24 protein-coding genes are annotated in these 24,357 nt (G+C 55.4%); 16 read left to right on the top strand and 8 right to left on the bottom strand.

The window, feature by feature from the left end:
* Positions 1-518: 518 nt before the first annotated feature.
* From ABLV11_RS03150 to ABLV11_RS03130, 5 genes are read left to right on the top strand one after another with little or no spacing between them, the layout of a single operon-like run.
* A complete protein-coding gene (locus tag ABLV11_RS03150) occupies positions 519-1,808 on the top strand; it encodes a sugar ABC transporter substrate-binding protein (protein WP_017145653.1) in 1,290 nt (429 codons plus the stop codon).
* Between the two features lie 11 nt (positions 1,809-1,819).
* On the top strand, positions 1,820-2,761 hold the full coding sequence (locus ABLV11_RS03145; protein WP_004103287.1) for a sugar ABC transporter permease: 942 nt from the start codon (positions 1,820-1,822) through the stop codon (positions 2,759-2,761).
* A gap of 9 nt (positions 2,762-2,770) precedes the next feature.
* The gene (locus ABLV11_RS03140) at positions 2,771-3,610 is read left to right on the top strand and encodes a carbohydrate ABC transporter permease (RefSeq protein ID WP_004103286.1); all 840 of its coding nucleotides are present in this window, start codon (positions 2,771-2,773) and stop codon (positions 3,608-3,610) included.
* A gap of 10 nt (positions 3,611-3,620) precedes the next feature.
* Positions 3,621-4,715, top strand: coding sequence for a sn-glycerol-3-phosphate ABC transporter ATP-binding protein UgpC (gene ugpC / locus ABLV11_RS03135; protein WP_004113726.1), 1,095 nt, complete (start codon positions 3,621-3,623; stop codon positions 4,713-4,715).
* 7 nt (positions 4,716-4,722) lie between these two features.
* A complete protein-coding gene (locus ABLV11_RS03130; protein ID WP_004103283.1) occupies positions 4,723-5,865 on the top strand; it encodes an alginate lyase family protein in 1,143 nt (380 codons plus the stop codon).
* Positions 5,866-6,032: 167 nt separating this feature from the next.
* Here ABLV11_RS03130 and ABLV11_RS03125 read toward each other — a convergent pair whose 3' ends face one another.
* Complete coding sequence (locus ABLV11_RS03125; RefSeq protein WP_004113724.1) at positions 6,033-6,377, bottom strand: RidA family protein; 345 nt, start codon at positions 6,375-6,377, stop codon at positions 6,033-6,035.
* 132 nt (positions 6,378-6,509) lie between these two features.
* Here ABLV11_RS03125 and ABLV11_RS03120 point away from each other — a divergent pair, with 132 nt between their 5' ends.
* From ABLV11_RS03120 to rnd, 5 genes are all read left to right on the top strand, one after another.
* Positions 6,510-8,420, top strand: coding sequence for an ATP-dependent DNA helicase (locus ABLV11_RS03120; RefSeq protein ID WP_016808280.1), 1,911 nt, complete (start codon positions 6,510-6,512; stop codon positions 8,418-8,420).
* Between the two features lie 67 nt (positions 8,421-8,487).
* Positions 8,488-9,183, top strand: a complete 696-nt coding sequence (gene tsaB / locus ABLV11_RS03115; RefSeq protein ID WP_126489268.1) for a tRNA (adenosine(37)-N6)-threonylcarbamoyltransferase complex dimerization subunit type 1 TsaB — start codon at positions 8,488-8,490, stop codon at positions 9,181-9,183.
* A gap of 43 nt (positions 9,184-9,226) precedes the next feature.
* On the top strand, positions 9,227-9,811 hold the full coding sequence (locus tag ABLV11_RS03110) for a Slp family lipoprotein (protein ID WP_004103275.1): 585 nt from the start codon (positions 9,227-9,229) through the stop codon (positions 9,809-9,811).
* A 208-nt stretch (positions 9,812-10,019) separates the two neighbouring features.
* A complete protein-coding gene (gene fadD / locus ABLV11_RS03105) occupies positions 10,020-11,705 on the top strand; it encodes a long-chain-fatty-acid--CoA ligase FadD (RefSeq protein WP_085955773.1) in 1,686 nt (561 codons plus the stop codon).
* Positions 11,706-11,786: 81 nt separating this feature from the next.
* A complete protein-coding gene (rnd, locus tag ABLV11_RS03100; RefSeq protein WP_162098340.1) occupies positions 11,787-12,902 on the top strand; it encodes a ribonuclease D in 1,116 nt (371 codons plus the stop codon).
* Positions 12,903-12,967: 65 nt separating this feature from the next.
* On the opposite strand, the gene minE is transcribed toward rnd, so the two are convergent.
* Genes minE through minC form a run of 3 tightly spaced genes read right to left on the bottom strand, consistent with a single transcriptional unit; the run spans position 12,968 to position 14,775 of the window.
* Entirely contained in the window at positions 12,968-13,237 is a 270-nt protein-coding gene (gene minE / locus ABLV11_RS03095) for a cell division topological specificity factor MinE (RefSeq protein WP_004103270.1), read from the bottom strand.
* Between the two features lie 3 nt (positions 13,238-13,240).
* On the bottom strand, positions 13,241-14,053 hold the full coding sequence (gene minD, locus ABLV11_RS03090; RefSeq protein ID WP_004103267.1) for a septum site-determining protein MinD: 813 nt from the start codon (positions 14,051-14,053) through the stop codon (positions 13,241-13,243).
* Between the two features lie 23 nt (positions 14,054-14,076).
* On the bottom strand, positions 14,077-14,775 hold the full coding sequence (minC, locus tag ABLV11_RS03085; RefSeq protein ID WP_224330377.1) for a septum site-determining protein MinC: 699 nt from the start codon (positions 14,773-14,775) through the stop codon (positions 14,077-14,079).
* A 126-nt stretch (positions 14,776-14,901) separates the two neighbouring features.
* Here minC and ABLV11_RS03080 point away from each other — a divergent pair, with 126 nt between their 5' ends.
* From ABLV11_RS03080 to ABLV11_RS03070, 3 genes are all read left to right on the top strand, one after another.
* A complete protein-coding gene (locus ABLV11_RS03080) occupies positions 14,902-15,183 on the top strand; it encodes a YcgL domain-containing protein (protein WP_004103262.1) in 282 nt (93 codons plus the stop codon).
* A 17-nt stretch (positions 15,184-15,200) separates the two neighbouring features.
* A complete protein-coding gene (locus ABLV11_RS03075) occupies positions 15,201-15,860 on the top strand; it encodes a fumarylacetoacetate hydrolase family protein (protein WP_004113717.1) in 660 nt (219 codons plus the stop codon).
* 94 nt (positions 15,861-15,954) lie between these two features.
* Complete coding sequence (locus tag ABLV11_RS03070; RefSeq protein ID WP_004103257.1) at positions 15,955-16,401, top strand: YcgN family cysteine cluster protein; 447 nt, start codon at positions 15,955-15,957, stop codon at positions 16,399-16,401.
* Positions 16,402-16,410: 9 nt separating this feature from the next.
* On the opposite strand, the gene ABLV11_RS03065 is transcribed toward ABLV11_RS03070, so the two are convergent.
* The 3 genes from ABLV11_RS03065 to nhaB form a co-directional block, all read right to left on the bottom strand.
* On the bottom strand, positions 16,411-16,755 hold the full coding sequence (locus tag ABLV11_RS03065) for a DUF1971 domain-containing protein (RefSeq protein WP_004103255.1): 345 nt from the start codon (positions 16,753-16,755) through the stop codon (positions 16,411-16,413).
* Between the two features lie 116 nt (positions 16,756-16,871).
* On the bottom strand, positions 16,872-17,402 hold the full coding sequence (dsbB, locus tag ABLV11_RS03060) for a disulfide bond formation protein DsbB (RefSeq protein WP_348855175.1): 531 nt from the start codon (positions 17,400-17,402) through the stop codon (positions 16,872-16,874).
* Between the two features lie 130 nt (positions 17,403-17,532).
* A complete protein-coding gene (nhaB, locus tag ABLV11_RS03055) occupies positions 17,533-19,086 on the bottom strand; it encodes a sodium/proton antiporter NhaB (protein ID WP_049094619.1) in 1,554 nt (517 codons plus the stop codon).
* A gap of 245 nt (positions 19,087-19,331) precedes the next feature.
* Here nhaB and fadR point away from each other — a divergent pair, with 245 nt between their 5' ends.
* Positions 19,332-20,051, top strand: coding sequence for a fatty acid metabolism transcriptional regulator FadR (fadR, locus tag ABLV11_RS03050; protein WP_004103249.1), 720 nt, complete (start codon positions 19,332-19,334; stop codon positions 20,049-20,051).
* Between the two features lie 59 nt (positions 20,052-20,110).
* On the opposite strand, the gene ABLV11_RS03045 is transcribed toward fadR, so the two are convergent.
* Positions 20,111-21,643, bottom strand: coding sequence for a SpoVR family protein (locus ABLV11_RS03045; RefSeq protein WP_004103247.1), 1,533 nt, complete (start codon positions 21,641-21,643; stop codon positions 20,111-20,113).
* 320 nt (positions 21,644-21,963) lie between these two features.
* On the opposite strand from ABLV11_RS03045, the gene ABLV11_RS03040 reads away from it, so the two are divergent.
* On the top strand, positions 21,964-23,262 hold the full coding sequence (locus tag ABLV11_RS03040) for a D-amino acid dehydrogenase (protein WP_004103245.1): 1,299 nt from the start codon (positions 21,964-21,966) through the stop codon (positions 23,260-23,262).
* 12 nt (positions 23,263-23,274) lie between these two features.
* Positions 23,275-24,345 (top strand): catabolic alanine racemase DadX, encoded by a 1,071-nt coding sequence (dadX, locus tag ABLV11_RS03035; RefSeq protein ID WP_004103243.1) that lies wholly within the window; start codon positions 23,275-23,277, stop codon positions 24,343-24,345.
* Positions 24,346-24,357 lie beyond the last annotated feature (12 nt).

Here is a 24,357-nt window from a genome sequence, read left to right as displayed (position 1 = left end):
CCCTTCTGCATAATATGAGAAAAGATAACAACAGAATTATACCTGTCGCGTATTTTAATGACGCATAAAACAGGCGGTTTAATTAAAGGCGAACTATTTGAATATTCGATGGCGTGCAGTGTAAAAGACAAAGTGATTTTTTTTGTGATATCCATCAAACTTATTGTCATGGATAAATAATGGCGTTTTTAATGCTGCCGCCGTCACACAATTTCGCCTTTTTCCAGATTTTTTGAATGTTTTAACAAAATCAGTAAATTTATAATTTATTGATATTATTCGATATTTTATTTGTGTCACCTTTTTTGTCACTTTTTGATGTGATCTGCTTCTATTTTTTGATTTTTGAAACGCGATTTCTTTTTAGTGTGGTTGTATTGGGAAATACATTTCTATCTAATGAAGGGAAATATTTCTTACGTCTGCTTTATTAACGTCTTAGCGATATTCAAATACCTTGCTGTGTATTAATTAAGAATTTAATTACCTTTGTGCCCTACAATAAAGGATATGCCATCATGTCTGCCAATAAATTACGTTCACTATTACTTCTCACCGCACTCGGGCTCGGCGTTAGCCAAAGCTATGCGGCTACCACCCTCAACGTTTGGATCCGCGCCAGCAACGACTCGAAAAATATCTACAAACAAGAAGCGGAAAAATTTGAAGAATCAACCGGTATCAAAATCGCGTATTTCAACGCCACTACCGACTTTGAACAGCGGCTGGCGCGCGCCACGGCGGGCAACGCCTTACCCGATCTGATTTTTAACGATGCGGCTTCGCTGGGGCAGTTTATCCAGCTGGGTATTGCCGAAGAAATTGACCCGCAAGCGATCGCCGGCGGCGACCAGCTATTCCCGACGGCCTGGAAAAGTACCCGCTATATCGACGGCAAATACTACGGCGTACCGACTTCAGCGCAAACCTTCGCGCTGTTCGTACGCAAAGACTGGCGTGAAAAACTGGGGCTGCCGCAGCCTAAGAGCTGGGATGATATCCAGACCCTGGCGAAAGCCTTCACTACCCAGGATCCCGACGGCAACGGCAAAAATGATACCTACGGCTTTATCGTTCCCGCCTCCACGACACGCGGCTACGCCAGCTGGTTTATGAGCAGCTTTATCTGGCAGGCGGGCGGTGATTTCGTTAAAGAAGAGAGCGGAAAGTTCAGCGCCTCGCTCAATACGCCGGAAGTGGCTCAGGCGATGACCTTTATGCGCACCATGATGTGCGAAAAAGTCACCCAGCCGGGGGCGATTAACGCCACCACCGCCGACGTTATTCCATCCTTCCGCTCAGGGCAAAGCGGCATGTTCTTTAGCGGCCCGTACCATATCGCGCTGTTCGATAAAGATCCCGGTAAAGACAATTTTGAAGTGGTTCCGGTGGTGGGGCCAAAAGGCGAAGCGACTCTCGCGGAGGGCACCACGGTCTTTATGATGAAGAGCAGTAAACAGAAAGAGGCGGCGCGTAAATTTATCGAATTCATGATCTCGCCGGAAGGCCAGGAGATCGGCATGGGTAAAGGCAGCCAGCATATACCGGTGGTGCGCCTGCCGGTGAATAAGAACGTCGACGTCAAAGCCGTTTATCAGGACGCGCGCTGGGAAACTTTCGCCAGACTTTACAATGAACAGGGACGCTACGTGCCGCAAATTCCTAACTGGACGCCGGTGCGCCAGGTGGCCGCCGACGGTTTTAACCGAATTTTTGCCGACTGCAGCAGCGATATCGCCGCTGAGCTGAAAACTATCGACGGCAAGGTGAACGCTGAGCTGAAAAAACAAAACGTGCTGGCTAACTGAGGACACAAGTGATGACGCTGCATGAGACGAAGTCCTCGCCGATAAAGCAGGCCGCTTCGCCTGACTCAACCGGATGGCTGAGTGCAAAGCGTAAGCGGGCGCTGATCCCGTGGCTGTTTTTGGCGCCTGCGCTGATTATTTTCAGCTGGTTTAAGTTTATCCCCATGATTCAGGGGCTGGTGATGAGCTTTTACAAGGTCAACTTTAATCAGCCGAACGAGTGGGTAGGACTCGATAACTTCACCCGCGCTTTTGCCGACGCAGAGTTGCACGCGGCGGTGGTGAACACTTTGCTGTACGTGGTGGTAACGATGTTCGCCGCGGCTATCCTGGCCTTCTTCCTCGCCATGCTGCTGGAAGGCCCGGCGCGCCATCTGCGCTTTATTCGAACCGCCATCTTTTTACCCGCGGTCACCAGCGCGGCAATCGTCGCCGAAATGTGGCGCATTTTGTTCAACCCGACGCCCAATGGAGTGGTTAACCACATCCTCAGCTGGTTTGGCGTCGCCGATCAGGGCTTCCTTGCCAGCTCCGATCAGGCGCTGGGGGTCATCATGCTGCTGCATATCTGGAAAGCGGTGCCCTACAACATGGTGATTTTTATTGCCGGTCTGGCGGGGATCAGCCGCGATTTATACGATGCGGCGAACGTCGACGGCGCCAGCTGGTGGAATCGTCTGCGCTACGTCACGCTGCCCGGCATGATCCCGGCGCTCTCGGTGGTGCTGATGCTCTCCTTTATCCGCGGTTTCCGCGTGTTCGCCGAGGTGTACGCCACCACCGGCGGAGGGCCGTCTAACGCCACGGAAATGGTGATGACCCATATCTACAAACTGGGTTTTGAGCAGTTTGACTATGGCTACGCCTCGGCGGTGTCGTTTCTGCTGTTCACCTTCACGGTTGTATTAACCCTCTGTCATCTGACGCTGAAAAAACGTATCGCACGTTACTAAGGAGCCGCGATGTTAAGTAAACGTTGGGATACAGCAGGGCGCTGGTGCATTTACGCGCTGCTGCTGATTGTCTTCGTCGGGCCGTTCTGGGGCATCGTGGCCACGGCCTTCAGCGGTGCGCCGGTGAAGCCGGGCGAGCTGCTGGCCTGGCCGAATCAGTTCTCGCTGGAAAACTTCATCTTTGCGTGGATGGATATCGGCGTCTGGCAGTACCTGCTGAACTCTATCCTGGTGGTGTTCTTCGGCACCGTTCTACAGGTGTCGGTCAGCGCGCTGGCGGCGTATGCCCTGGCGCGGAAAAAGTTTCGCGGCGTGGCGCTGGTGAGCCTGGTGATTTTGTCCACCATGATGCTGCCGGAAGAGGTCATCGCCATTCCGCTGTACATGATTATTAACTGGCGACTGCCGCTGATCGATGCCTCGCTCTACAACAGCTACCTCGGGATGATTTTGCCGGTGGTTGGCTGGGCTTTCTCCATCTTTGTCCTGACCGAATTTATGTCGGCGATACCGAAAGAGCTGGAAGAGGCGGCGCGGATAGACGGCGCCAACGAATGGCAGATTTTCTTCCATGTGATTCTGCCGCTGGTGAAACCGGCGCTCGGTACGGTAGTGACGTTCGGCTTCATTATGATTTGGGACCAGTACCTGCTGCCGCTGATTGTGGTTAACCAGGACAGCCTGAATACTATTCCGGTGATCCTCGGCACGCTGCGTACCGATGAGAGCATCACGCCGAACATTTTTATCGCTATTACGCTGCTGGCGATGCTGCCCAGCATCATCGTCTATCTGGGTCTGCAAAAACATTTCAACCGCGGGATTATGTCCGGCGCAGTCAAAGGATAAGGAGTGACCAATGGGATCTGTTGTACTGAATAGCGTGCGTAAATCGTATGGTGATGCGCACGTCATTAAAGACGTGTCGCTGACTATCCCGGACGGTGAATTCTGCGTTCTCGTTGGCCCCAGCGGCTGTGGGAAATCAACCCTGCTGCGCATGATCGCCGGCCTGGAGGAGATCTCTGGCGGCGAGGTGCATATTAACGAGCGCAACGTTACCGAGGTAGAACCGAAGCTGCGCGATATTGCGATGGTGTTTCAGAGCTATGCGCTCTACCCGCAGATGACGGTGCGTGAAAATATGGGTTTTGCCCTGAAGATGGCGCGCCTGCCGAAAGCGGAGATTAATCAGAAGGTTAATGAAGCCGCTGCGCTGCTGGGGCTCGAACCGCTACTGGAGCGCTTGCCGAAGGATCTCTCGGGCGGCCAGCGCCAGCGGGTGGCGATGGGGCGGGCGATCGTGCGTAAGCCGCAGGTGTTTTTGTTTGACGAACCGCTCTCCAACCTCGACGCCAAGCTGCGAACCCAGGTGCGCGGCGAAATTCGCGAGCTGCATCGCCGGCTGAAAACCACCTCGGTGTACGTCACCCACGATCAGATTGAAGCCATGACCATGGGGCAGATGATCGTGGTGCTGCGCGATGGGCGCATTGAGCAGGCGGGGACGCCGCTGGAGTTGTACGACCGGCCGGCGAATCTGTTCGTCGCTGGTTTTATCGGTTCGCCGGAGATTAACCAGCTGTCGGGCGTCGTGGTTTTGAACGGCAGCGCCACCAGCCTGCGTCTGAAAGATGGCTCGCTACTGGCTTTGCCCGCTGGCCTTCAGGTAGCCGACGGTCAGCAGGTGGTGTACGCCATTCGCCCTGAGCAGGTCAACGTCGTCCACGAAGCGCGCGACGATGCGCTGGCGGCGAAGGTGACGGCGGTGGAGAATACCGGCTCGGATATGCAGCTGTTTTGCGATACCGGCGGCGGAGCGTTTACCTCGGTGTTCAAACAGCGTCTGGCTGTAAAAGAGGGCGATAAGATCTGGCTGCAGCCGAAGCTCTCCGGCGTGCACCTGTTCGATGGACAAAGCGGCCAGCGCATAGCGTGCCGGGAGGAAAACTAAGGTGGCGATGAAGCTGTACACCCTTGACGAAACCTGCCTGGAAAACGCCCGGGCGGGCTTAAAGCAGCCGTTCTCGCCGCTGCAGCTGGCGTTAAGCAAGCTGGTGTCGGAGGCCGACATCCTGCGTCGAGAGGCGCCGGAAAGCGTGGTGCATAAAAAGCTGCGCCCGGCCAGCGGCGACGCGCACGATTACTACAGTCTGGGCACCTACTGGTGGCCGAATCCGCGGCGGCCCAACGGGCTGCCCTATATTCGTCGCGACGGGCATATCAATCCGCAATGTGAAAACAACGATACGGACACCTCGCGCATTATCCGCATGTGCGAACGGTGCCTGACCCTGGGGCTGGCATGGTACTTTACCGGCCAGCGCCAGTATGCGCAGGCCGCGGCTACGCAAATACGCTGCTGGTTCCTGGATGCCGACACGCGGATGAATCCGCATCTGAACTACGGCCAGGCGATCCCGGGGATTGTATCCGGTCGCGGCACCGGGCTTATCGATACTCGCTTAATGTGGATGGTGGTGGATACCATCGGCCTGATCAACACGGCGAGCGTGCTTGATACCGATGATATTATCGGCCTGCACCAGTGGTTCCGCGACTTTAACCACTGGATGTACTACAGCGAAATCGGCCACTCAGAGTACGTCTGGCACAATAACCACGGCACCTGGTACGACGCCCAGCGGACGGTTAACGCGTTATTCTATGGCGATAAAGGGCTGGCGGCGCGGATCATTGAGCAGGGAATTACCCAGCGTATGGCGGCGCAGATTGACCAGGATGGCCGACAAACGATGGAGCTGGAACGCACCATCCCGTTCCACTATTCGCTATTTAACCTGGAGGCGCATCTGCTGCTCAACCGCTACGCCGAACACGTTGAGTTCGATCGCTGGAACACCATCCGCGACGGGCGAGGGGTGAAGCAGGGCATCGACTATCTGGTGCCGTTTATTCGCGAGCCGGAGCTCTGGCCGTACAGCGATCTGCAGGGGATCGTGTGGGATAGCGCGCTGCGCGTACTGCTGCAGTCAGTGCGGGGTTATGCAAAGCAGTCTGCCAGCTATCGTGATGCGCTGAAGTGTGTGCCCCAGGAGACCTTACAGTTAAAGGAGCAACTGATGTGGTGTCCGGGCGGATAGAACAATGCTTCTTGCCTCCCGACGGCGCTGTGCCTGGTCGGCCTGGCTGATATGTAGCCCGATAAGGCGTTTACGCCGCTATCCGGGGAATGCGCCGGATAGCGGCTTTGGCGCGGCTTCTTCCCGGGCGGCGCTACGCTTGCCCGGGCTACGGGGCCTCGGCTGTCTTACACTGCGGCGATGATTTTAATCTCGACTTTATACTTCGGATTCATCAGTTTCGCCTGTACGGTACAGCGTACCGGCGCATGACCGGCGACGACCCATGCATCCCAGGCCTGATTCATCGCCGCAAAGTCTGCACCGTCGGCGAGGAAAATAGTCGCATCAAGAATACGTGATTTGCTGCTGCCCTGTTTCTCCAGCACCGCATCGATCTGCGCCAGAGTATCAGCGGTTTGCGCGCAGGCATCGGCATCGAGGTTGGACGGTACGCCGGTGTAGTACAGCGTCTGGTTATGAATCACCACATCAGACCAGCGGGCTTCGGCATCAATACGCGTAATGGTCATGTTTATTTCCTCTCTGTTCCGGTTCATTAAGCTGCGGCAAGACTGCCATAATGTTTCACCTGCGTCACTACCTGCACTGGCGAAAACCCCTCCACCCTGACATAATCACTGTCCAAATAACCAGGGGGTAATGTGATCGACGATTTTGCAGCAGACGGCCAGCTGGCCAGCGCGATTGCCGGATTTAAGCCGCGCGAGCCGCAGCGCCAGATGGCTTTCGCCGTCGCCAGTGCAATTGAAGAAACTCGTCCGCTGGTGGTGGAGGCGGGCACCGGGACCGGGAAAACCTACGCCTACCTGGCGCCTGCGCTACGCGCCAACAAGAAAGTCATTATTTCCACCGGCTCGAAAGCGTTACAGGATCAGCTCTACAGTCGGGATTTACCCACTGTCGCTAAAGCGCTGAACTTCACCGGTAAACTGGCCCTGCTGAAAGGGCGTTCGAACTACCTGTGCCTGGAGCGTCTGGAACAGCAGGCGCTCGCCGGTGGCGACCTGCCGGTGCAAACCCTCAGCGATGTCATTCTGCTGCGCTCGTGGTCTAACCAGACCGTCGATGGCGATATCAGCACCTGCGTTAGCGTGGCCGAAGATTCCCAGGCCTGGCCGCTGGTCACCAGTACCAACGATAACTGCCTCGGCAGCGACTGCCCCTTATATAAAGACTGTTTTGTGGTGAAAGCGCGGAAAAAGGCGATGGATGCTGACGTGGTCGTCGTCAATCATCATCTGTTCCTCGCCGATATGGTGGTCAAAGAGAGCGGCTTTGCCGAACTGATTCCGGAAGCGGAAGTGATGATCTTCGATGAAGCGCATCAGCTGCCGGATATTGCCAGCCAGTACTTCGGCCAGTCGCTCTCCAGCCGCCAGCTGATGGACCTGGCGAAAGATATCACCATTGCTTATCGCACCGAACTAAAAGACACCCAGCAGCTGCAGAAGTGCGCCGACCGCCTGGCCCAGAGCACGCAGGATTTTCGTCTGCAGCTGGGGGAGCCCGGCTATCGCGGCAACCTGCGCGAGCTGCTGGCGGATAACAATATTCAGCGCGCGCTGCTGCTGCTTGATGATGCGCTCGAACTCTGTTACGACGTGGCAAAGCTGTCGCTGGGCCGCTCGGCGCTGCTCGATGCCGCTTTTGAGCGGGCCACCGTATACCGAGGCCGCCTGAAGCGGTTAAAAGAGACCAATCAGCCCGGCTTTAGCTACTGGTATGAGTGTACTTCCCGCAACTTCACCCTGGCGCTGACCCCGCTGACGGTGGCGGATAAGTTTAAAGAGGTGATGGCGCAAAAGTCCGGGAGCTGGATCTTCACCTCGGCGACGCTATCGGTCAATGACGATTTGCACCACTTTACCGATCGTCTGGGCATAGGCGACGCGCAAACGCTGCTGCTCCCCAGCCCCTTCGATTATGCCCACCAGGCGCTGCTGTGCGTGCCGCGCAATTTGCCGTTACCGAACCAGCCCGGCGCCGCGCGACATCTGGCGGCGATGCTCAAACCGCTGATTGAAGCCAACGACGGGCGCTGCTTTATGCTCTGCACTTCGCACGCCATGATGCGCGACCTGGCGGAACAGTTTCGCGCCACCATGACGCTGCCGGTTCTCCTGCAGGGAGAAACCAGCAAAGGCCAGCTTTTACAGCAATTCGTCAGCGCCGGAAATGCGCTGCTGGTGGCGACCAGTAGCTTCTGGGAAGGGGTGGACGTGCGCGGCGATGCGCTTTCTCTGGTGATTATCGACAAGCTGCCGTTCACCTCGCCGGACGATCCGCTGCTGAAAGCGCGGATGGAGGATTGTCGCCTGCGCGGCGGCGATCCTTTTGATGAGGTCCAGCTACCGGACGCGGTCATCACCCTCAAACAGGGCGTGGGGCGTCTGATTCGCGACATCGACGATCGCGGGGTCCTGGTTATCTGCGACAACCGTTTGGTTATGCGCCCCTATGGTGCCGTCTTCCTCGCGAGCCTTCCGCCTGCGCCGCGCACGCGCGATATCCGTCGGGCGGTGCGTTTTCTTGCGGTACCGTCGGCGAGGTAATCCGGCGCAAAATGTGGTAAGCTGCGCGCCATTTTGTCAATCTGCTAGAGCGAGAGCGCGACAACCCATGCGAATTTTAGCTATCGATACCGCCACGGAGGCCTGCTCCGCGGCGCTGTGGAATGATGGCACCCTCAGTGCTCATTTTGAAATCTGCCCCCGCGAACATACCCAACGTATCCTGCCTCTGGTGCAGGATGTCCTCAATGAAAGCGGCACGCTATTAACCGAGCTTGACGCGCTGGCCTTTGGCCGTGGGCCGGGCAGCTTCACCGGCGTGCGCATTGGTATCGGGATTGCACAGGGGCTGGCGCTGGGGGCCGAACTGCCGATGATCGGCGTGTCCACGCTGGCAACCATGGCGCAGGGAGCATGGCGAAAAACCGGCGCCAACCGCGTGCTGGCCGCCATCGACGCCAGAATGGGCGAAGTTTACTGGGCGGAATATCAGTGCGATGAACAGGGCATCTGGCACGGCGAAGAGAGTGAAGCGGTGCTGAAGCCGGAAGCGGTTCGCGAGCGTCTGCAGCAGCTGGAGGGGGAGTGGGCTACCGTCGGCACCGGCTGGCAGGCGTGGCCGGATATGGCTACCGGCTGCGGCTTAACGCTCGCCGACGGCGAAATTGAGCTTCCTGACGCGCAGGATATGCTGCCGCTGGCTTGCCATCTGTTTACGGTGGGAAAAACCGTGGCCGTTGAACACGCTGAACCAGTTTATTTACGCAATGAAGTGGCGTGGAAGAAACTTCCTGGCCGCGAGTGAATCTCAGTAACTATATGTCTGAGAAGAAGGAAGGAGTCGCGTCATGGCGGGTCAAAAAACGGTAGTGCGTTGGTTAGTCGCGGCAGCAGTGGTTGCTGCGCTGAGCGGGTGCGCTTCGGTACCGGATGCCATTAAGGGCACCACCCCGACGCCGCAGCAGGATTTAGTCCGCGTGATGAACGCGCCGCAGCTGTATGTCGGTCAGGAAGCGCGCTTTGGCGGGAAGGTCGTCAGCGTGCAGAATCAGCAGGGTAAAACCCGCCTGGAAATTGCCACCGTTCAGCTTGACGGCGCCGCGCGTCCGGAGCTGGGCGAGCCGTCGCGAGGTCGTATTTTTGCCGACGTAAACGGATTTATCGACCCGGTGGATTTTCGCGGGCAGCTGGTCACCGTGGTTGGCCCGATCGTCGGCGTCGTCGACGGTAAAGTCGGCAATACGCCGTATAAATTCATGCTGATGAACGCTACGGGCTACAAGCGCTGGAACGTTGTCCAGCAGGTGGTCATGCCGCCGCAGCCGATGATGGACCCGTGGATGTTCGGCCCGCGCCCGTGGGGCTACGGATACGGCGGCTGGGGCTGGTATAATCCCGGTCCTGCCGAAGTCAGAAACGTTGTAACTGAATGATTTTGTAGTTTTTGTAAGTTCAAAGAAACAGCGGCTGGTCCGCTGTTTCTTCGTTTTCAGTCAAATAAGAAAAATAAATAGTGACGCGCTTCGCAACCTGTAAAACGCCTAATTAATAAACTGGTACGCTGAGTTAATATAATGTTAACAAAATGTTTGTTGATCAGGGGTTGTGATGACGACGAATAACTATTTCAGAGGTGATGCAGTGAAAAAGGTTTGGCTAAACCGTTATCCCGCAGACGTTCCTGCGGAGATAAACCCTGACCGCTATCAATCCCTGGTTGAACTGTTTGAACACGCCGTCCGCCGCTATGCCGACCAGCCGGCCTTTATTAACATGGGCGAGGTGATGACCTACCGCAAGCTGGAGGAGCGTAGCCGCGCGTTCGCCGCTTATCTTCAGGAAGGGTTAGGCCTGCAAAAAGGCGACCGTGTCGCGCTGATGATGCCTAATCTGCTGCAGTATCCGGTGGCGCTGTTTGGTATCCTGCGCGCTGGCATGATTGTCGTGAACGTCAATCCGCTTTATACCCCGCGCGAACTGGAGCATCAGCTTAACGACAGCGGCGCCGCCGCCATTGTGATCGTTTCCAACTTTGCGCATACCCTGGAAAAGGTGGTTGATAAAACCCAGGTCAAGCACGTGATTTTAACCCGCATGGGCGATCAGCTTTCCACGGCGAAAGGAACGCTGGTTAACTTTGTGGTGAAGTACATTAAACGGCTGGTGCCAAAATACCATCTGCCGGACGCCATCTCGTTTCGCAGCGCGCTGCAGCACGGCTACCGCATGCAGTACATTAAGCCGGAAATCGTCTCTCAGGATCTCGCTTTTCTTCAATATACCGGCGGCACAACCGGCGTGGCGAAAGGGGCAATGCTGACCCATCGCAATATGCTGGCGAACCTTGAGCAGGTAAACGGTACCTACGGGCCGCTGTTGCATCGCGGCAAAGAGCTGGTTGTTACCGCGCTACCGCTGTATCACATCTTTGCGCTGACCATGAACTGCCTGTTGTTCATTGAACTGGGCGGGCAAAACCTGCTGATCACCAACCCGCGCGACATCCCAGGCCTGGTCAAAGAGCTAGCGAAATATCCCTTCACCGCCATGACCGGAGTCAATACCCTGTTTAACGCGCTGCTTAACAACAAAGAGTTTCAGCAGCTCGACTTCTCTTCACTGCATCTCTCCGCCGGCGGCGGAATGCCGGTACAGCAGGTCGTTGCGGAGCGCTGGGTTAAGCTGACCGGGCAGTATCTTCTGGAAGGCTATGGCCTGACGGAGTGCGCGCCGTTGGTGAGCGTCAATCCGCACGATATCGACTATCACAGCGGCAGTATTGGCCTGCCAGTGCCGTCCACCGAAGCGAAGCTGGTGGATGATGACGATAATGAAGTTGCGCCGGGAGAGCCGGGGGAGCTGTGCGTGAAAGGGCCACAGGTGATGCTGGGCTACTGGCAGCGCCCTGATGCTACCGCTGAAATCATTAAGGACGGCTGGCTGCATACCGGCGATATCGCGGTGATGGATGACGAGGGCTTCCTGCGTATCGTCGATCGCAAAAAAGATATGATCCTTGTCTCGGGCTTCAACGTCTATCCGAATGAAATCGAGGATGTGGTAATGCAGCATTCCGGGGTTCAGGAGGTTGCTGCGGTTGGCGTACCGTCCGGAAGCAGCGGTGAGGCGGTGAAAATTTTCGTGGTGAAGAAAGAGCCGACGCTGACGGAAGAGATGCTGATCGCTTTCTGCCGTCGCCAGCTGACCGGCTACAAGGTTCCGAAGCTGGTTGAGTTTCGCGATGAGCTGCCGAAATCCAACGTCGGAAAAATTTTACGTCGAGAACTGCGTGACGAAGCCCGTGCTAAAGTAGACAATAAAGCCTGAGCTAAGAGTGAATCGCCAGACGCCGGCTAAGCCGGCGTTTTTTATGGGCGCAAGTTAAGAGAGTATGATTTGAACTATCAGATGATCACCACCAACGATGGCCTTCGCGCCGTCTGTGAAGCGGCAAGCGCGGTTTCTGCCATCGCGCTGGATACGGAATTTGTCCGTACTCGTACCTACTACCCGCAGCTCGGTCTGCTCCAGCTGTTCGACGGCAACCAGGTCTCGCTGATTGACCCTCTGGTTATCACCGACTGGGAACCGATGCGTGAACTGCTGCTGAATAAAGATGTGACCAAATTTTTACATGCTGGCAGTGAAGATCTGGAAGTATTTCTTAATGCCTTTCATTTGATGCCTCAGCCGCTGATCGACACGCAAATTCTTGCCGCTTTTTGCGGTCGTCCGATGTCCTGGGGCTTTGCATCGATGGTAGAAGAGTATACCGGCGTGGCGCTGGACAAGAGCGAATCTCGTACCGACTGGCTGGCGCGCCCGCTGACCGAACGCCAGTGCGTTTATGCCGCTGCCGACGTCTGGTACCTGCTGCCGATTGCCGGAAAGCTGATGGCTGAAACCGACAGCGCGGGCTGGCTTTCCGCTGCCCTGGATGAATGCCAACTGATGCAGCAGCGTCGTCAGGAGATTCAGGATCCTGCCGAGGCGTGGCGCGACATTGGCAATGCCTGGCAGCTGCGTACTCGTCAGCTGGGCTGCCTGCAGCTGTTGGCGGAGTGGCGGCTGCGTAAAGCGCGCGAACGCGACCTGGCGGTCAACTTTGTTATCCGTGAAGAGCATTTATGGAACGTGGCGCGCTATATGCCCACCAGCCTGGGGGAACTTGACAGCCTCGGACTCTCGGGCAGCGAGATTCGTTTCCACGGTAAGACGCTGATCGCCCTCGTCGAGAAGGCGCAGGCGCTGCCGGAAGAGGCGCTGCCAGAGCCGCTGCAAAATCTGATCGACATGCCCGGTTACCGCAAGCTGTTTAAGGATATCAAAGCGTTAGTTCAGACCGTAAGCGCCGAGAAGGGCGTGAGCGCGGAGCTGCTGGCTTCAAGAAGACAGATTAATCAGCTGCTGAACTGGCACTGGGGGCTAAAAAACGGCAACGGGCAGCCTGAACTGGTTTCCGGCTGGCGCGGTGAATTGATGGCCGATCGCCTGAATGCGCTATTAAGCGACTACCCGCGCTAGCGCCGATCGGCATAGTGAAAAAACCGGCTGCGCACAGCGTTGCCGGTTTTTTTTATACCTCAGGCTCAGGGCTTCGACTCTTCAGTTTCCGGCAGGGTCACGTTCAGCTCCAGAATCGAAATATCACCGTCTCTCTGCTCCAGCTGTACGCTGACCATCTCCGGGTCGATTTGCACGTATTTGCAAATCACCTCAAGAATGTCTTTACGCAACTGCGGAAGATAGTGCGGTTCAGCGTCGCCGCGACGGCGCTCCGCGACGATAATTTGCAGGCGCTCTTTCGCAATATTGGCCGTGTTCTTTTTCCGCGAGAGAAAAAAGTCGAGTAATGCCATAATTTATCCTCCGAACAGGCGTTTGAGGAAACCTTTCTTCTCTTCTTCTACGAAGCGGAAAGGGCGTTCTTCTCCGAGCAGACGTTCAACCGTATCGGCATAGGCTTTACCCGCGTCCGAGGCGTCATCCAGAATCACCGGCTCGCCCTGGTTTGACGCGCGCAGCACGGACTGATCTTCCGGAATCACGCCCACCAGATTGATGCGCAGAATTTCCAGCACGTCTTCCATGCTCAGCATGTCACCCTTGTTTACGCGGCCTGGGTTATAGCGCGTCAGCAGCAGGTGCTCTTTAATTGGATCTTCGCCCCTTTCCGCGCGACGGGATTTGGAGGCCAGGATACCAAGGATACGGTCGGAGTCGCGAACAGAGGAGACTTCCGGGTTGGTGGTGATGATGGCTTCATCAGCAAAATACAGCGCCATCAGCGCACCGGTTTCGATGCCTGCAGGGGAGTCACAGACGATAAAATCAAAATCCATTTTTTTCAGTTCTTCGAGAACTTTGTCTACGCCTTCGCGGGTCAGGGCGTCTTTGTCACGCGTCTGGGAGGCCGGGAGAATATAGAGATTCTCCGTACGCTTATCTTTAATAAGCGCCTGGTTCAACGTGGCATCGCCCTGGATGACGTTGACGAAATCATAAACGACCCGGCGTTCACAGCCCATGATCAGGTCAAGGTTACGCAGGCCGATGTCGAAGTCGATAACGACCGTTTTCTTTCCCTTCTGGGCCAAACCAGTAGCGATGGCCGCGCTGGAGGTGGTCTTGCCAACGCCTCCTTTACCCGAAGTCACAACAATAATGCGTGCCATAGAAATTCCTTGTTAAAAAGGGATTAATTCAACGATTGAATCGTCAAAGCGCTGTCGTCTAAACGTAGACTGGCCGCTTTGCCATAAAATTCGGCCGGAATGTTATCACTCAGCCAGTATTCCCCCGCGATGGAAACCAGTTCCGCCGAGAGGTTGGTACAAAATATTTGGGCGTCTCTGTCGCCGCCTGCGCCAGCAAGCGCGCGTCCCCGCATCATGCCATATACATGGATGTTACCATCGGCGATAAGTTCAGCCCCGGCACTCACATGGTTTGTAACAATTAGATCACAGTGTGGCGCATAAATACGCTGACCGGAACGTACCGGCTGATCAATCAAACGCGTTTTTGTGATCTGATTAACAGCTGGAGGTGGGGCAACGGGTTCAGGCGCAGCCTGGCGAGTCACTTTTTCTTTCCCTTCGGTTAATAAAGGGATCCCGGCGCGGTCAATTTCCGTTTTCAGCCGGGGAAGTTTACATCCGCTTACGCCCATAATACGCAGGCCGGTAGCCGCGATTGCCTCATGCAGAGGGCGCCAGTCGACGTCATCTTCAATGCTGCTGATATTCACCACCACGGGAGCGTGCCGTAAAAAGGCGGGAGCCTGGGCGATTTTGTCTTCTAACGCCTGACGAATAACCTCGGGATTTGCATCGTGCAAATGAACCACAGATAAGGTGAAGCTACTGCCCTTAAGTTCGATTGGCGTATTTGACATCCTGGCCTTACTCAATTTGCTGTTTATCACTCGCTGAAGTGCGGTGATATTCCGAAGACTAAAAGGCATGTTATAGTCACTCATATATTGAGGCAAGTGACCACAGGTCTAATTCCGAGTAAAACTATGTTTTGTGTGATCTATCGAAGTACTAAACGCGAGCAAACCTATTTATATGTCGAAAAAAAGGACGATTTCTCCCGCGTTCCTGACGAATTAATGTATAGCTTCGGTACGCCCAAACTGGCAATGATTCTACCGCTCGATGGACGAAAAAAACTCATTCACGCCGATTTGGAGAAAGTGAAACAGGCGCTCACCGATCAGGGCTATTACCTTCAGCTGCCTCCTCCGTCTGAAAATTTACTCAAGAAACACCTGGCGGAACAGGGGAATAAATCTGATTAACCCACAGAGGGAATATAATGTACCAACATCATAACTGGCAGGGTGCGCTACTGGATTATCCGGTAAGCAAAGTGGTTTGCGTTGGCAGCAACTATGCAAAACACATCAAAGAGATGGGCAGTGCGACGCCGGAAGAGCCGGTGCTGTTTATTAAACCTGAGACGGCGCTATGCGACATCCGCCAGCCGTTGGTGCTGCCTGAGGGGCTTGGGTCGGTGCACCATGAAGTTGAGCTGGCGGTACTGATTGGCGGTACGCTGCGCCAGGCGACGGAAGATCATGTGCTGAAAGCCATTGCCGGCTATGGCGTGGCGCTGGACCTTACCCTGCGCGATCTGCAGGGAAAACTGAAAAAGGCCGGTCAGCCGTGGGAGAAGGCCAAAGGCTTTGATAACTCCTGTCCTGTTTCAGGCTTTATTCCCGCCGCCGAGTTTCACGGCGACGCGCAGAGTACTCCGCTGAGTCTGAAGGTGAACGGCGAAGTGCGCCAGCAGGGTTCGACCGCCGACATGATCCATAAGATTGTGCCGCTCATCGCCTATATGTCGCGCTTTTTTACCCTGAAAGCCGGGGATGTGGTGCTGACCGGTACGCCGGAAGGCGTAGGGCCGCTGAGCAGCGGAGACGAGCTGGAAGTCGGTTTTAACGGCTTTTCGCTGACTACCCGCGTGCTGTAACGTCCGCTTGCCGCCTTCTCCGGGCGGCAAAACTTGCATCGGCGTGCCAGAGTGGTTATAAGGTGCACCCTGAACTGCAATGACGGACATCCCAATGAGCGAACAACCTTTCTGGCAACAAAAAACACTGGATGAAATGAGCGATGCGGAGTGGGAATCACTTTGCGATGGCTGCGGTCAGTGCTGCCTGCATAAGCTGATGGATGAAGATACCGACGAAATCTACTTTACCAACGTCGCCTGCCGTCAGCTCAATATCAAAACCTGCCAGTGTCGTAACTATGAGCGCCGCTTCGAGTACGAGCCGGATTGCATCAAGCTAACTCGCGACAATCTGCCTACGTTTGAATGGCTGCCGCCGACCTGCGCCTATCGTCTGCTGGCGGAAGGCCAGCCGCTGCCGCACTGGCATCCGCTGTTAACCGGTTCGAAGGCGGCGATGCATGGCGAACGCATCTCCGTTCGCCATATTGCGGTGAAAGAATCCACTGTGGTTGACTGGCAGGATCATATTCTGAATAAACCGGACTGGGCGCAGTAAGGCGCGCAGTTAGCCTTTCTTCGCGTGGAATAGTCCGCTTTCACCGTCGGCGTCATCTGCAACCCAAAAGTTAATATTGAACTGCGCGTCGTCGCTTAGCTCAATGCGGTGCCAGTACTGCGGCGGGCTGGTTGCGAACTGGCCAGCATTGATAACGACTTTTGCCTCAGGCTCTGTCGCCTGTTCATCAGCGAAACCATAGTAGGTTACCGTCCCTTCCATTACGCAAAGCTGGCCGAAAACACCCGCTGCGGTGTTGTGGTGCGTCAGCAAAGCGGCGGGTACGTTCTGTTTGGTAAAGAATGGGGTGGAGCGTTTTACCTTCCAGCTAGCGGGAATACGCAAATGAGACATCATGTGCTCCTTAGTTAACATTTATAAGATGTATTTAATATGCAACTTTATGGCGGCAACGTCAACGCGCAGGCAAAAAAAACGCTCCCGGAGGAGCGCTTTATGAGCAATCGGTCTTAGCGACCAAACAGATCGCGCTTTTTAGGTTTAAACGGCTGAGCGATAAGCACCAGTACACCGACCACCAGATAGGCTGCGAAGATGCCGACCAGCCACTGCGGCATTTCCAGCGTCAGGAATTCCCACTGGCGTACGGAGCAGTCGCCGGTAGCGACAAACACCTGAGGCAGCCATTTATCCAGCGGCAGCCACGTTGGGAAACGAGCGGCGAAATCGCAGGTCTTGAAGGGGGAAGGGTGAAGCTGAATCATGGTGTGTTCCCATGACAGCTGCAGCCCGCGCAGGGCGCTGTAGAGCCAAATCACAATCGCGACGTAGCGCAGAGGGGTTTTTGGCGCAATGGCGCCGACGATACCGGCGCCCATCACGCCAAATAGCGCGCAGCGCTCGTAAATACACAGTACGCACGGCTGCAGCAGCATCACGTGCTGGAACCATAACGCCACCAATTCAAGAATAAACGCGGTTAGCGCCATCAGGAGCCAGGCACCGCGTCCCCTTGAGCACTGGTTTAAATATCGCAACATAATCATTTCCCTGGAACATGCTAAATCATGGCAGTGTAAACGAAAACCGTAGCGACGCCAGCAGCTAGTCTGAAAATATTACGTAAACGAATATGGAATGCCCGGCGTTTTGAGCCGGGCATGGATGATTTTATTTCAGCAGTTGTGGCGTCACCAGCCAACCGTGCTCCAGCATCCACTGGGTGGCCGGCATCAGGGTAAACTCGACGCAGGCCAGGCCGACGAGGGTCAGGACGAGAGTATAGGGCAGCGCCATCCACACCATCCGGCCATAGGAGAGGCGAATCAGCGGGGCCAGCGCGGAAGTCAGCAGGAACAAAAAAGCAGCCTGGCCGTTCGGCGTAGCGACCGATGGCAGGTTGGTGCCGGTATTGATCGCCACCGCCAGCAGCTCGAACTGCGGCAAACTGATGGTACCCTGCTCCAGCGCGGACTTGACCTCGTTGATATAGACGGTTCCGACGAAGACGTTATCAGAAATCGACGACAGCAGACCGTTAAACAGATAAAACAACGATAGCTGGGCGTGCGGCGATGCCTGAAGAACGAACTCGATCACCGGGGCAAAAAGGTGCTGGTCAATAATAACCGCCACCACGGCAAAGAAGACCGTCAGTAGGGCGGTAAACGGCAGGGCTTCGGTGAAGGCTTTGCCGATAGCGTGTTCATCGGTGATGCCGGAGAACGTTGTCGCCAGCACAATCACCGACAGGCCGATCAGGCCGACTTCCGCAAGATGCATCGCAAGGGCGATAATCAGCCAGATGCCGATAAGTCCCTGAGCGATAAGACGCAGGCGATCCTGACGACTGCGGCTCTGGCGGCTGCGATCGTCAAAATCCTGTAGCACTTTGCGCACGGTTGGCGGCAGCGGTTCGCCGTAGCCAAACAGGCGGAATTTCTCCAGCAGCAGACAGGTGATCAGTCCGCATACCAGCACCGGCAGGCTAACCGGCAGCATACGCATGAAGAATTCGCCGAAGTGCCAGCCTGCCGCCTTGGCGATGATCAGGTTCTGCGGCTCGCCGACCATGGTCATCACGCCGCCGAGCGCGGTGCCGACCCCGGCATGCATCATCAGGCTGCGCAAGAAGCCGCGGAACTGCTCCAGGACATCGCGATAGTGCTGCTCAATATGGCTGTCGTCGAGCATATTGTCATCATCCGGCCGCGCCGAAGCGACTTTGTGGTAAATACCGTAGAAGCCGACGGCAACGCTTATCACCACTGCGACAACGGTCAACGCGTCGAGGAAGGCGGAGAGGAAAGCGGATGCGACGCAAAACGCCAGCGACAGCAGCATCTTGCTACGAATGCCAAGCAACAAGCGGGTGAAGATGAACAGCAGCAGCTGCTTCATGAAGTAGATCCCCGCGACCATAAACATTAGCAGCAGCAGGACTTCAAGATTACTGGCCACCTCTTCGCGGATATGCCCCGGGGTGGTCATGCCGATAAATACCGCTTCAATGGCCAGCAGGCCGCCCGGCAGCAGGGGATAGCACTTGAGCGCCATCGCCAGGGTGAAGATAAATTCGATAACCAGCAGCCATCCGGCAATAAACGGATGCAGATAAAAGACCAGCGGATTAACAATTAAGAAAATGATGAGAGCGAGTTTGTACCAGTCCGGGGACTGGCCAAGAAAATTGCGCCACAGGGCGCGGCCATAAGACATTTCCACGACAGACATCCTTTCTCCGTCAAATTCTGAAACATGATTTTATGCGTAACTATACGCAAGATTACCAGTTGCGCAAAACGAGACGCAACTTTCTTCGCATCACATTCTTTAGCAACAGAAAATGTGAAATGAAAAGTGGAAAATGAAACGGCGATCCCTTTTTAATTACTTTCTGGCGCTATCTGCCTTATGGCCGCTCTGGTATGATGAGTCGAATAGCAACGCTGTGTAATGGAAATCTTATTATGGTCATTAAGGCGCAAAGCCCTGCGGGTTTCGCTGAAGAGTACATCATTGAAAGTATCTGGAATAACCGTTTTCCCCCTGGTTCAATTCTTCCCGCTGAACGTGAACTTTCTGAACTGATTGGTGTTACCCGTACAACCTTACGTGAAGTGTTGCAGCGTCTGGCCCGCGATGGCTGGTTAACCATTCAGCATGGTAAACCGACAAAGGTGAACAATTTCTGGGAAACTTCAGGTTTGAATATTCTTGAAACCCTGGCGCGTCTCGACCATGACAGCGTACCGCAGCTGATTGATAATCTGCTGTCCGTGCGTACCAATATTTCGACCATTTTCATCCGTACCGCTTTCCGTCAGCATCCGGATAAGGCGCTGGAAGTACTGGCGAGCGCGCGTGAAATTGAAGACCACGCCGATGCGTTTGCCGAGCTGGATTACAATATCTTCCGCGGTCTGGCGTTTGCCTCAGGCAATCCCATCTATGGTCTGATCCTCAACGGTATGAAAGGCTTATATACCCGTATCGGTCGCCACTATTTTGCCAATCCGGAAGCGCGCAGCCTGGCGCTCGGCTTCTATCATCAGCTGGCTAAAGTTTGTGAAGAGGGCCTGCATGAGCAGGTTTATGACATCGTACGCCGCTATGGCCGCGACAGCGGTGAGATCTGGCATCGTATGCAGAAGAATCTACCGGGCGACTTAGCGATTAATATGCGTTAAGCCCACGTAATGAATAAAAAACGCCCGGTGCTTTCACCGGGCGTTTTGCTTTTCAACGGCTACAGCGGGTTCTGCCGCGGCGGGGTGCGTTCCAGCAGCTCGACGCTGCCATCAGCGTTTTGCTGCTCCAGAAGAACGTCAAATCCCCACAGGCGGTGAACGTGCTTAAGCACCTCACGGCGGCCTTTATCCAGCGGCACGCGGTTGTGCGGCACGTAGCGCAGGGTGAGCGAGCGGTCGCCGCGCAGGTCCACATTCCATACCTGAATGTTTGGCTCGAGGTTGCTCAGGTTGTACTGCGCTGAAAGTTTGGAACGAATCTCACGATATCCCTCTTCATTATGAATTGCGGATATTTCGAGATAGTTGTTGTGATCGTCATCCAGCACGGTGAAGAAGCGGAAGTCGCGCATGATTTTCGGCGACAGGAACTGGCTGATAAAGCTTTCATCCTTAAAGTCGCGCATCGCGAAGTGCAGAGTTTCAAGCCAGTCAGAGCCGGCAATATCCGGGAACCAGTATTTGTCCTCTTCCGTCGGCGACTGACAAATACGTTTGATATCCTGGAACATGGCGAACCCCAGCGCGTAGGGGTTAATACCGCTATACCACTGGCTGTTGTATGGCGGCTGGAACACCACATTGGTGTGGCTGTGCAGGAACTCCAGCATAAAGCGCTCCGTCACTTTACCTTCATCATAAAGGTGATTCAGGATGGTGTAGTGCCAGAAAGTCGCCCAGCCTTCGTTCATCACCTGAGTCTGCTTCTGCGGATAAAAATACTGGCTGACCTTGCGCACGATGCGCAGGATCTCACGCTGCCACGGCTCCAGCAGCGGCGCGTTTTTCTCCATGAAATAGAGCAGATTTTCCTGCGGTTCAGAAGGGTAGCGACGCGCGGCTTCGATGGTTTTTTCCTCTTCTCGCTTCGGCAGCGTGCGCCACAGCATATTCACCTGGCTTTGCAGATACTCTTCCCGGCTTTTTTGCCGCGCTTTCTCCTCCTGCAGCGAGATTTTTTGCGGGCGTTTATAGCGATCAACGCCATAATTCATCAGGGCATGACAGGAGTCGAGCAGTTTTTCAACTTCATCAACGCCGTAGCGCTCTTCACATTCGGTGATGTATTTCCGCGCGAAGATGAGATAGTCAATAATTGAGCTGGCATCGGTCCAGCTGCGAAAGAGATAGTTATTTTTGAAAAACGAGTTATGCCCGTAGCAGGCGTGCGCCATCACCAGCGCCTGCATGGTAATGGTGTTCTCTTCCATCAAATAGGCAATACAGGGGTTGGAGTTAATGACGATTTCGTAAGCCAGCCCCTGTTGGCCGTGCTTATAGGCCTGTTCGGTCTCGATGAATTTTTTACCGAACGACCAGTGCGGATAGTTAATCGGCATCCCGACGCTGGAGTAGGCATCCATCATCTGTTCGGAAGTAATGACTTCGATTTGGTGCGGATAGGTGTCAAGACGGTACAGCTTCGCCACCCGGTCGACTTCTGCCAGATAGGTCTCCAGCAGCTCAAAAGTCCAGTCGGGTCCATCGCTTAAACGGGTTGTGTCCTTGTTCATGGAATCAATCGTAGCCATTAGCGCGCCCTCGTTGTTGATGGTTCTCTCTGTACGGAAAACCTCTAAACAAGCATAGAACACGGCGTCGCAAACTGCGTCTATCCGCATTTCCTTTCTTCGCGATTTCACAATCTTAAAGGCGCTGTTTTGCGTTTTAATCAGAATTTTATTCTGTAGAAAAATGAGGCGCAGCAGGAGATGGTAAAGCGACGGGGTCAGAGCTGGCGCAGAATCCTGTGAGATAAGTCACCATAAATAAAGCGTATGTTGAATAATATTTTCATCTGAGTTATCAATTTGTAATCAGATGATTGTTCTTTAACGATTACGGAGCCGCTATGCGCGTCGTCATACTGGGAAGTGGGGTTGTAGGAGTCGCAAGCGCCTGGTATTTAAGCCAGGCAGGACATGAAGTGACGGTTATCGACCGTCAGCCGGGACCGGCCGAAGAGACCAGCGCCGCTAACGCCGGGCAGATCTCCCCCGGCTACGCCGCGCCCTGGGCGGCGCCGGGCGTCCCTTTGAAGGCGATTAAGTGGATGTTCCAGCGCCACGCTCCGCTGGCTATCGGTCTGGATGGCACCCAGTTCCAGCTGAAATGGATGTGGCAGATGTTGCGCAACTGCGACACTCGCCACTATATGGAAAATAAAGGACGAATGGTGCGCCTGGCCGAGTACAGCCGCGACTGCCTGAAAGCGCTGCGCGAGAGCACCGGTATTCAGTATGAAGGGCGCCAGGGTGGTACGCTCCAGCTATTCCGCACTGACAAGCAGTTCGAGAACGCGACCCGCGATATTGCGGTGCTGCAGGATGCGGGCGTGCCTTACCAGCTGCTGGAAGCGAATCGCCTGCTGGAAGTTGAGCCGGCGCTGGCAGAAGTGAGCCATAAGCTCACGGGCGGTTTGCGCTTACCTAATGATGAAACCGGCGACTGCCAGCTCTTCACCACTCGTCTGGCCCGAATGGCGGAGCAGGCGGGCGTGACTTTCCGTTTTAATACTCCGGTGGATGAACTGCTCTATGAAGGGGATCTCATCTCGGGTGTGAAGTGCGGCGCTGAAATTATTAAAGCCGATGCGTACGTTATGGCATTCGGATCCTATTCGACGGCCATGCTGAAAGGGCGGGTGGATATTCCGGTCTATCCCCTGAAAGGCTATTCGCTGACGATCCCCATCGCGGAAGAGGACGGCGCGCCGGTTTCGACTATCCTTGATGAAACCTACAAAATCGCCATCACCCGTTTCGACAGGCGTATTCGCGTTGGCGGAATGGCGGAAATTGTTGGATTTAATAAAGAACTGCTGCAGCCGCGGCGTGAAACCCTGGAGATGGTAGTGCGCGATCTGTTCCCGCGCGGCGGCCACGTTGAACAGGCAACCTTCTGGACCGGACTGCGTCCGATGACTCCGGACGGTACGCCGGTGGTGGGGCGTACGGGGTATAAAAATCTGTGGCTCAACACCGGCCACGGCACGCTGGGATGGACCATGGCCTGTGGTTCAGGGCAGCTGATTAGCGACCTGATCTCCGGACGCACGCCGGCGATCCCGTATGACGATCTTGCCGTCGCCCGCTACGGACGCGGCTTTACGCCGGCCCGCGCTCAGCATCTGCATGGCGTTCACAATTAACAAGGAGCTTTCATGTCTCGTCCTGTAAAGGCCAGCATTGATATGTCAGCCTTACGCCAGAATCAACAAATTGTTCGCCGCGCGGCGCCCGGCTCGCGCCTGTGGGCGGTGGTCAAAGCCAATGCGTATGGCCACGGTCTGGCAAGGGTCTGGAATGCGCTTAGCGCCGCAGACGGTTTCGCGATGCTGAATCTTGAAGAGGCGATACTGCTGCGTGAGCTGGGCTGGAAAGGGCCGATACTGATGCTGGAAGGCTTTTTTCATGCCGATGAGCTGGCGTTATTTGATAAATACCGCTTGACCACCAGCGTGCACAGTAACTGGCAAATTAAGGCCCTTCAGCAGGCGAAGCTGCATGCGCCGCTTGATATTTACGTCAAGGTGAATAGCGGGATGAACCGGCTGGGGTTTATGCCGGATCGTCTGCAAATCGTCTGGCAGCAGCTGCGAGCGCTCAGCAACGTCAGTGAAATGACGTTGATGTCGCATTTTGCCGAAGCGGAAAATCCGGATGGCATCGCGGAGCCGATGCGGCGCATTGAGCAGGCGGCGGAAGGGCTGGATTGCCCGCGCTCGCTGGCGAACTCGGCGGCCACCTTGTGGCATCCGGAGTCGCATTTTAACTGGGTGAGGCCGGGGATCGTGCTTTATGGCGCTTCGCCTTCCGGCCAGTGGCAGGATGTGGCCAATACCGGGCTGAAACCGGTCATGACGCTAAGCAGCGAAATTATCGCCGTGCAGAATCTGAAAGCCGGTGAAGCGGTTGGATACGGCGCAACCTGGCGCACGGCTGAGGAGCGGCGAATCGGCATCGTTGCCTGCGGCTATGCCGACGGCTACCCGCGCTTAGCGCCCAGCGGAACGCCGGTGCTGGTTGATGGCGTCCGCACCGTAACGGTCGGGCGTATCTCAATGGATATGCTGGCGGTGGACCTGACAACCTGCCCGCAGGCAGGCATTGGCGCGCCGGTCGAGCTATGGGGTAAAGAGATCAAAATTGACGATGTCGCAGCCTCCTGCGGCACCGTCGGATATGAATTAATGTGCGCCCTTGCGCCGCGCGTGCCGGTTGTGACAGTGTAACCTGAACCGAGG

Source organism: Klebsiella sp. GW_Kp181 (genome assembly GCF_040062315.1).
Lineage (GTDB): Bacteria > Pseudomonadota > Gammaproteobacteria > Enterobacterales > Enterobacteriaceae > Klebsiella > Klebsiella oxytoca.
The sequence above is the reverse complement of the archived record's forward strand: the minus strand, read 5'-3'. Positions and strand labels throughout refer to the sequence as shown.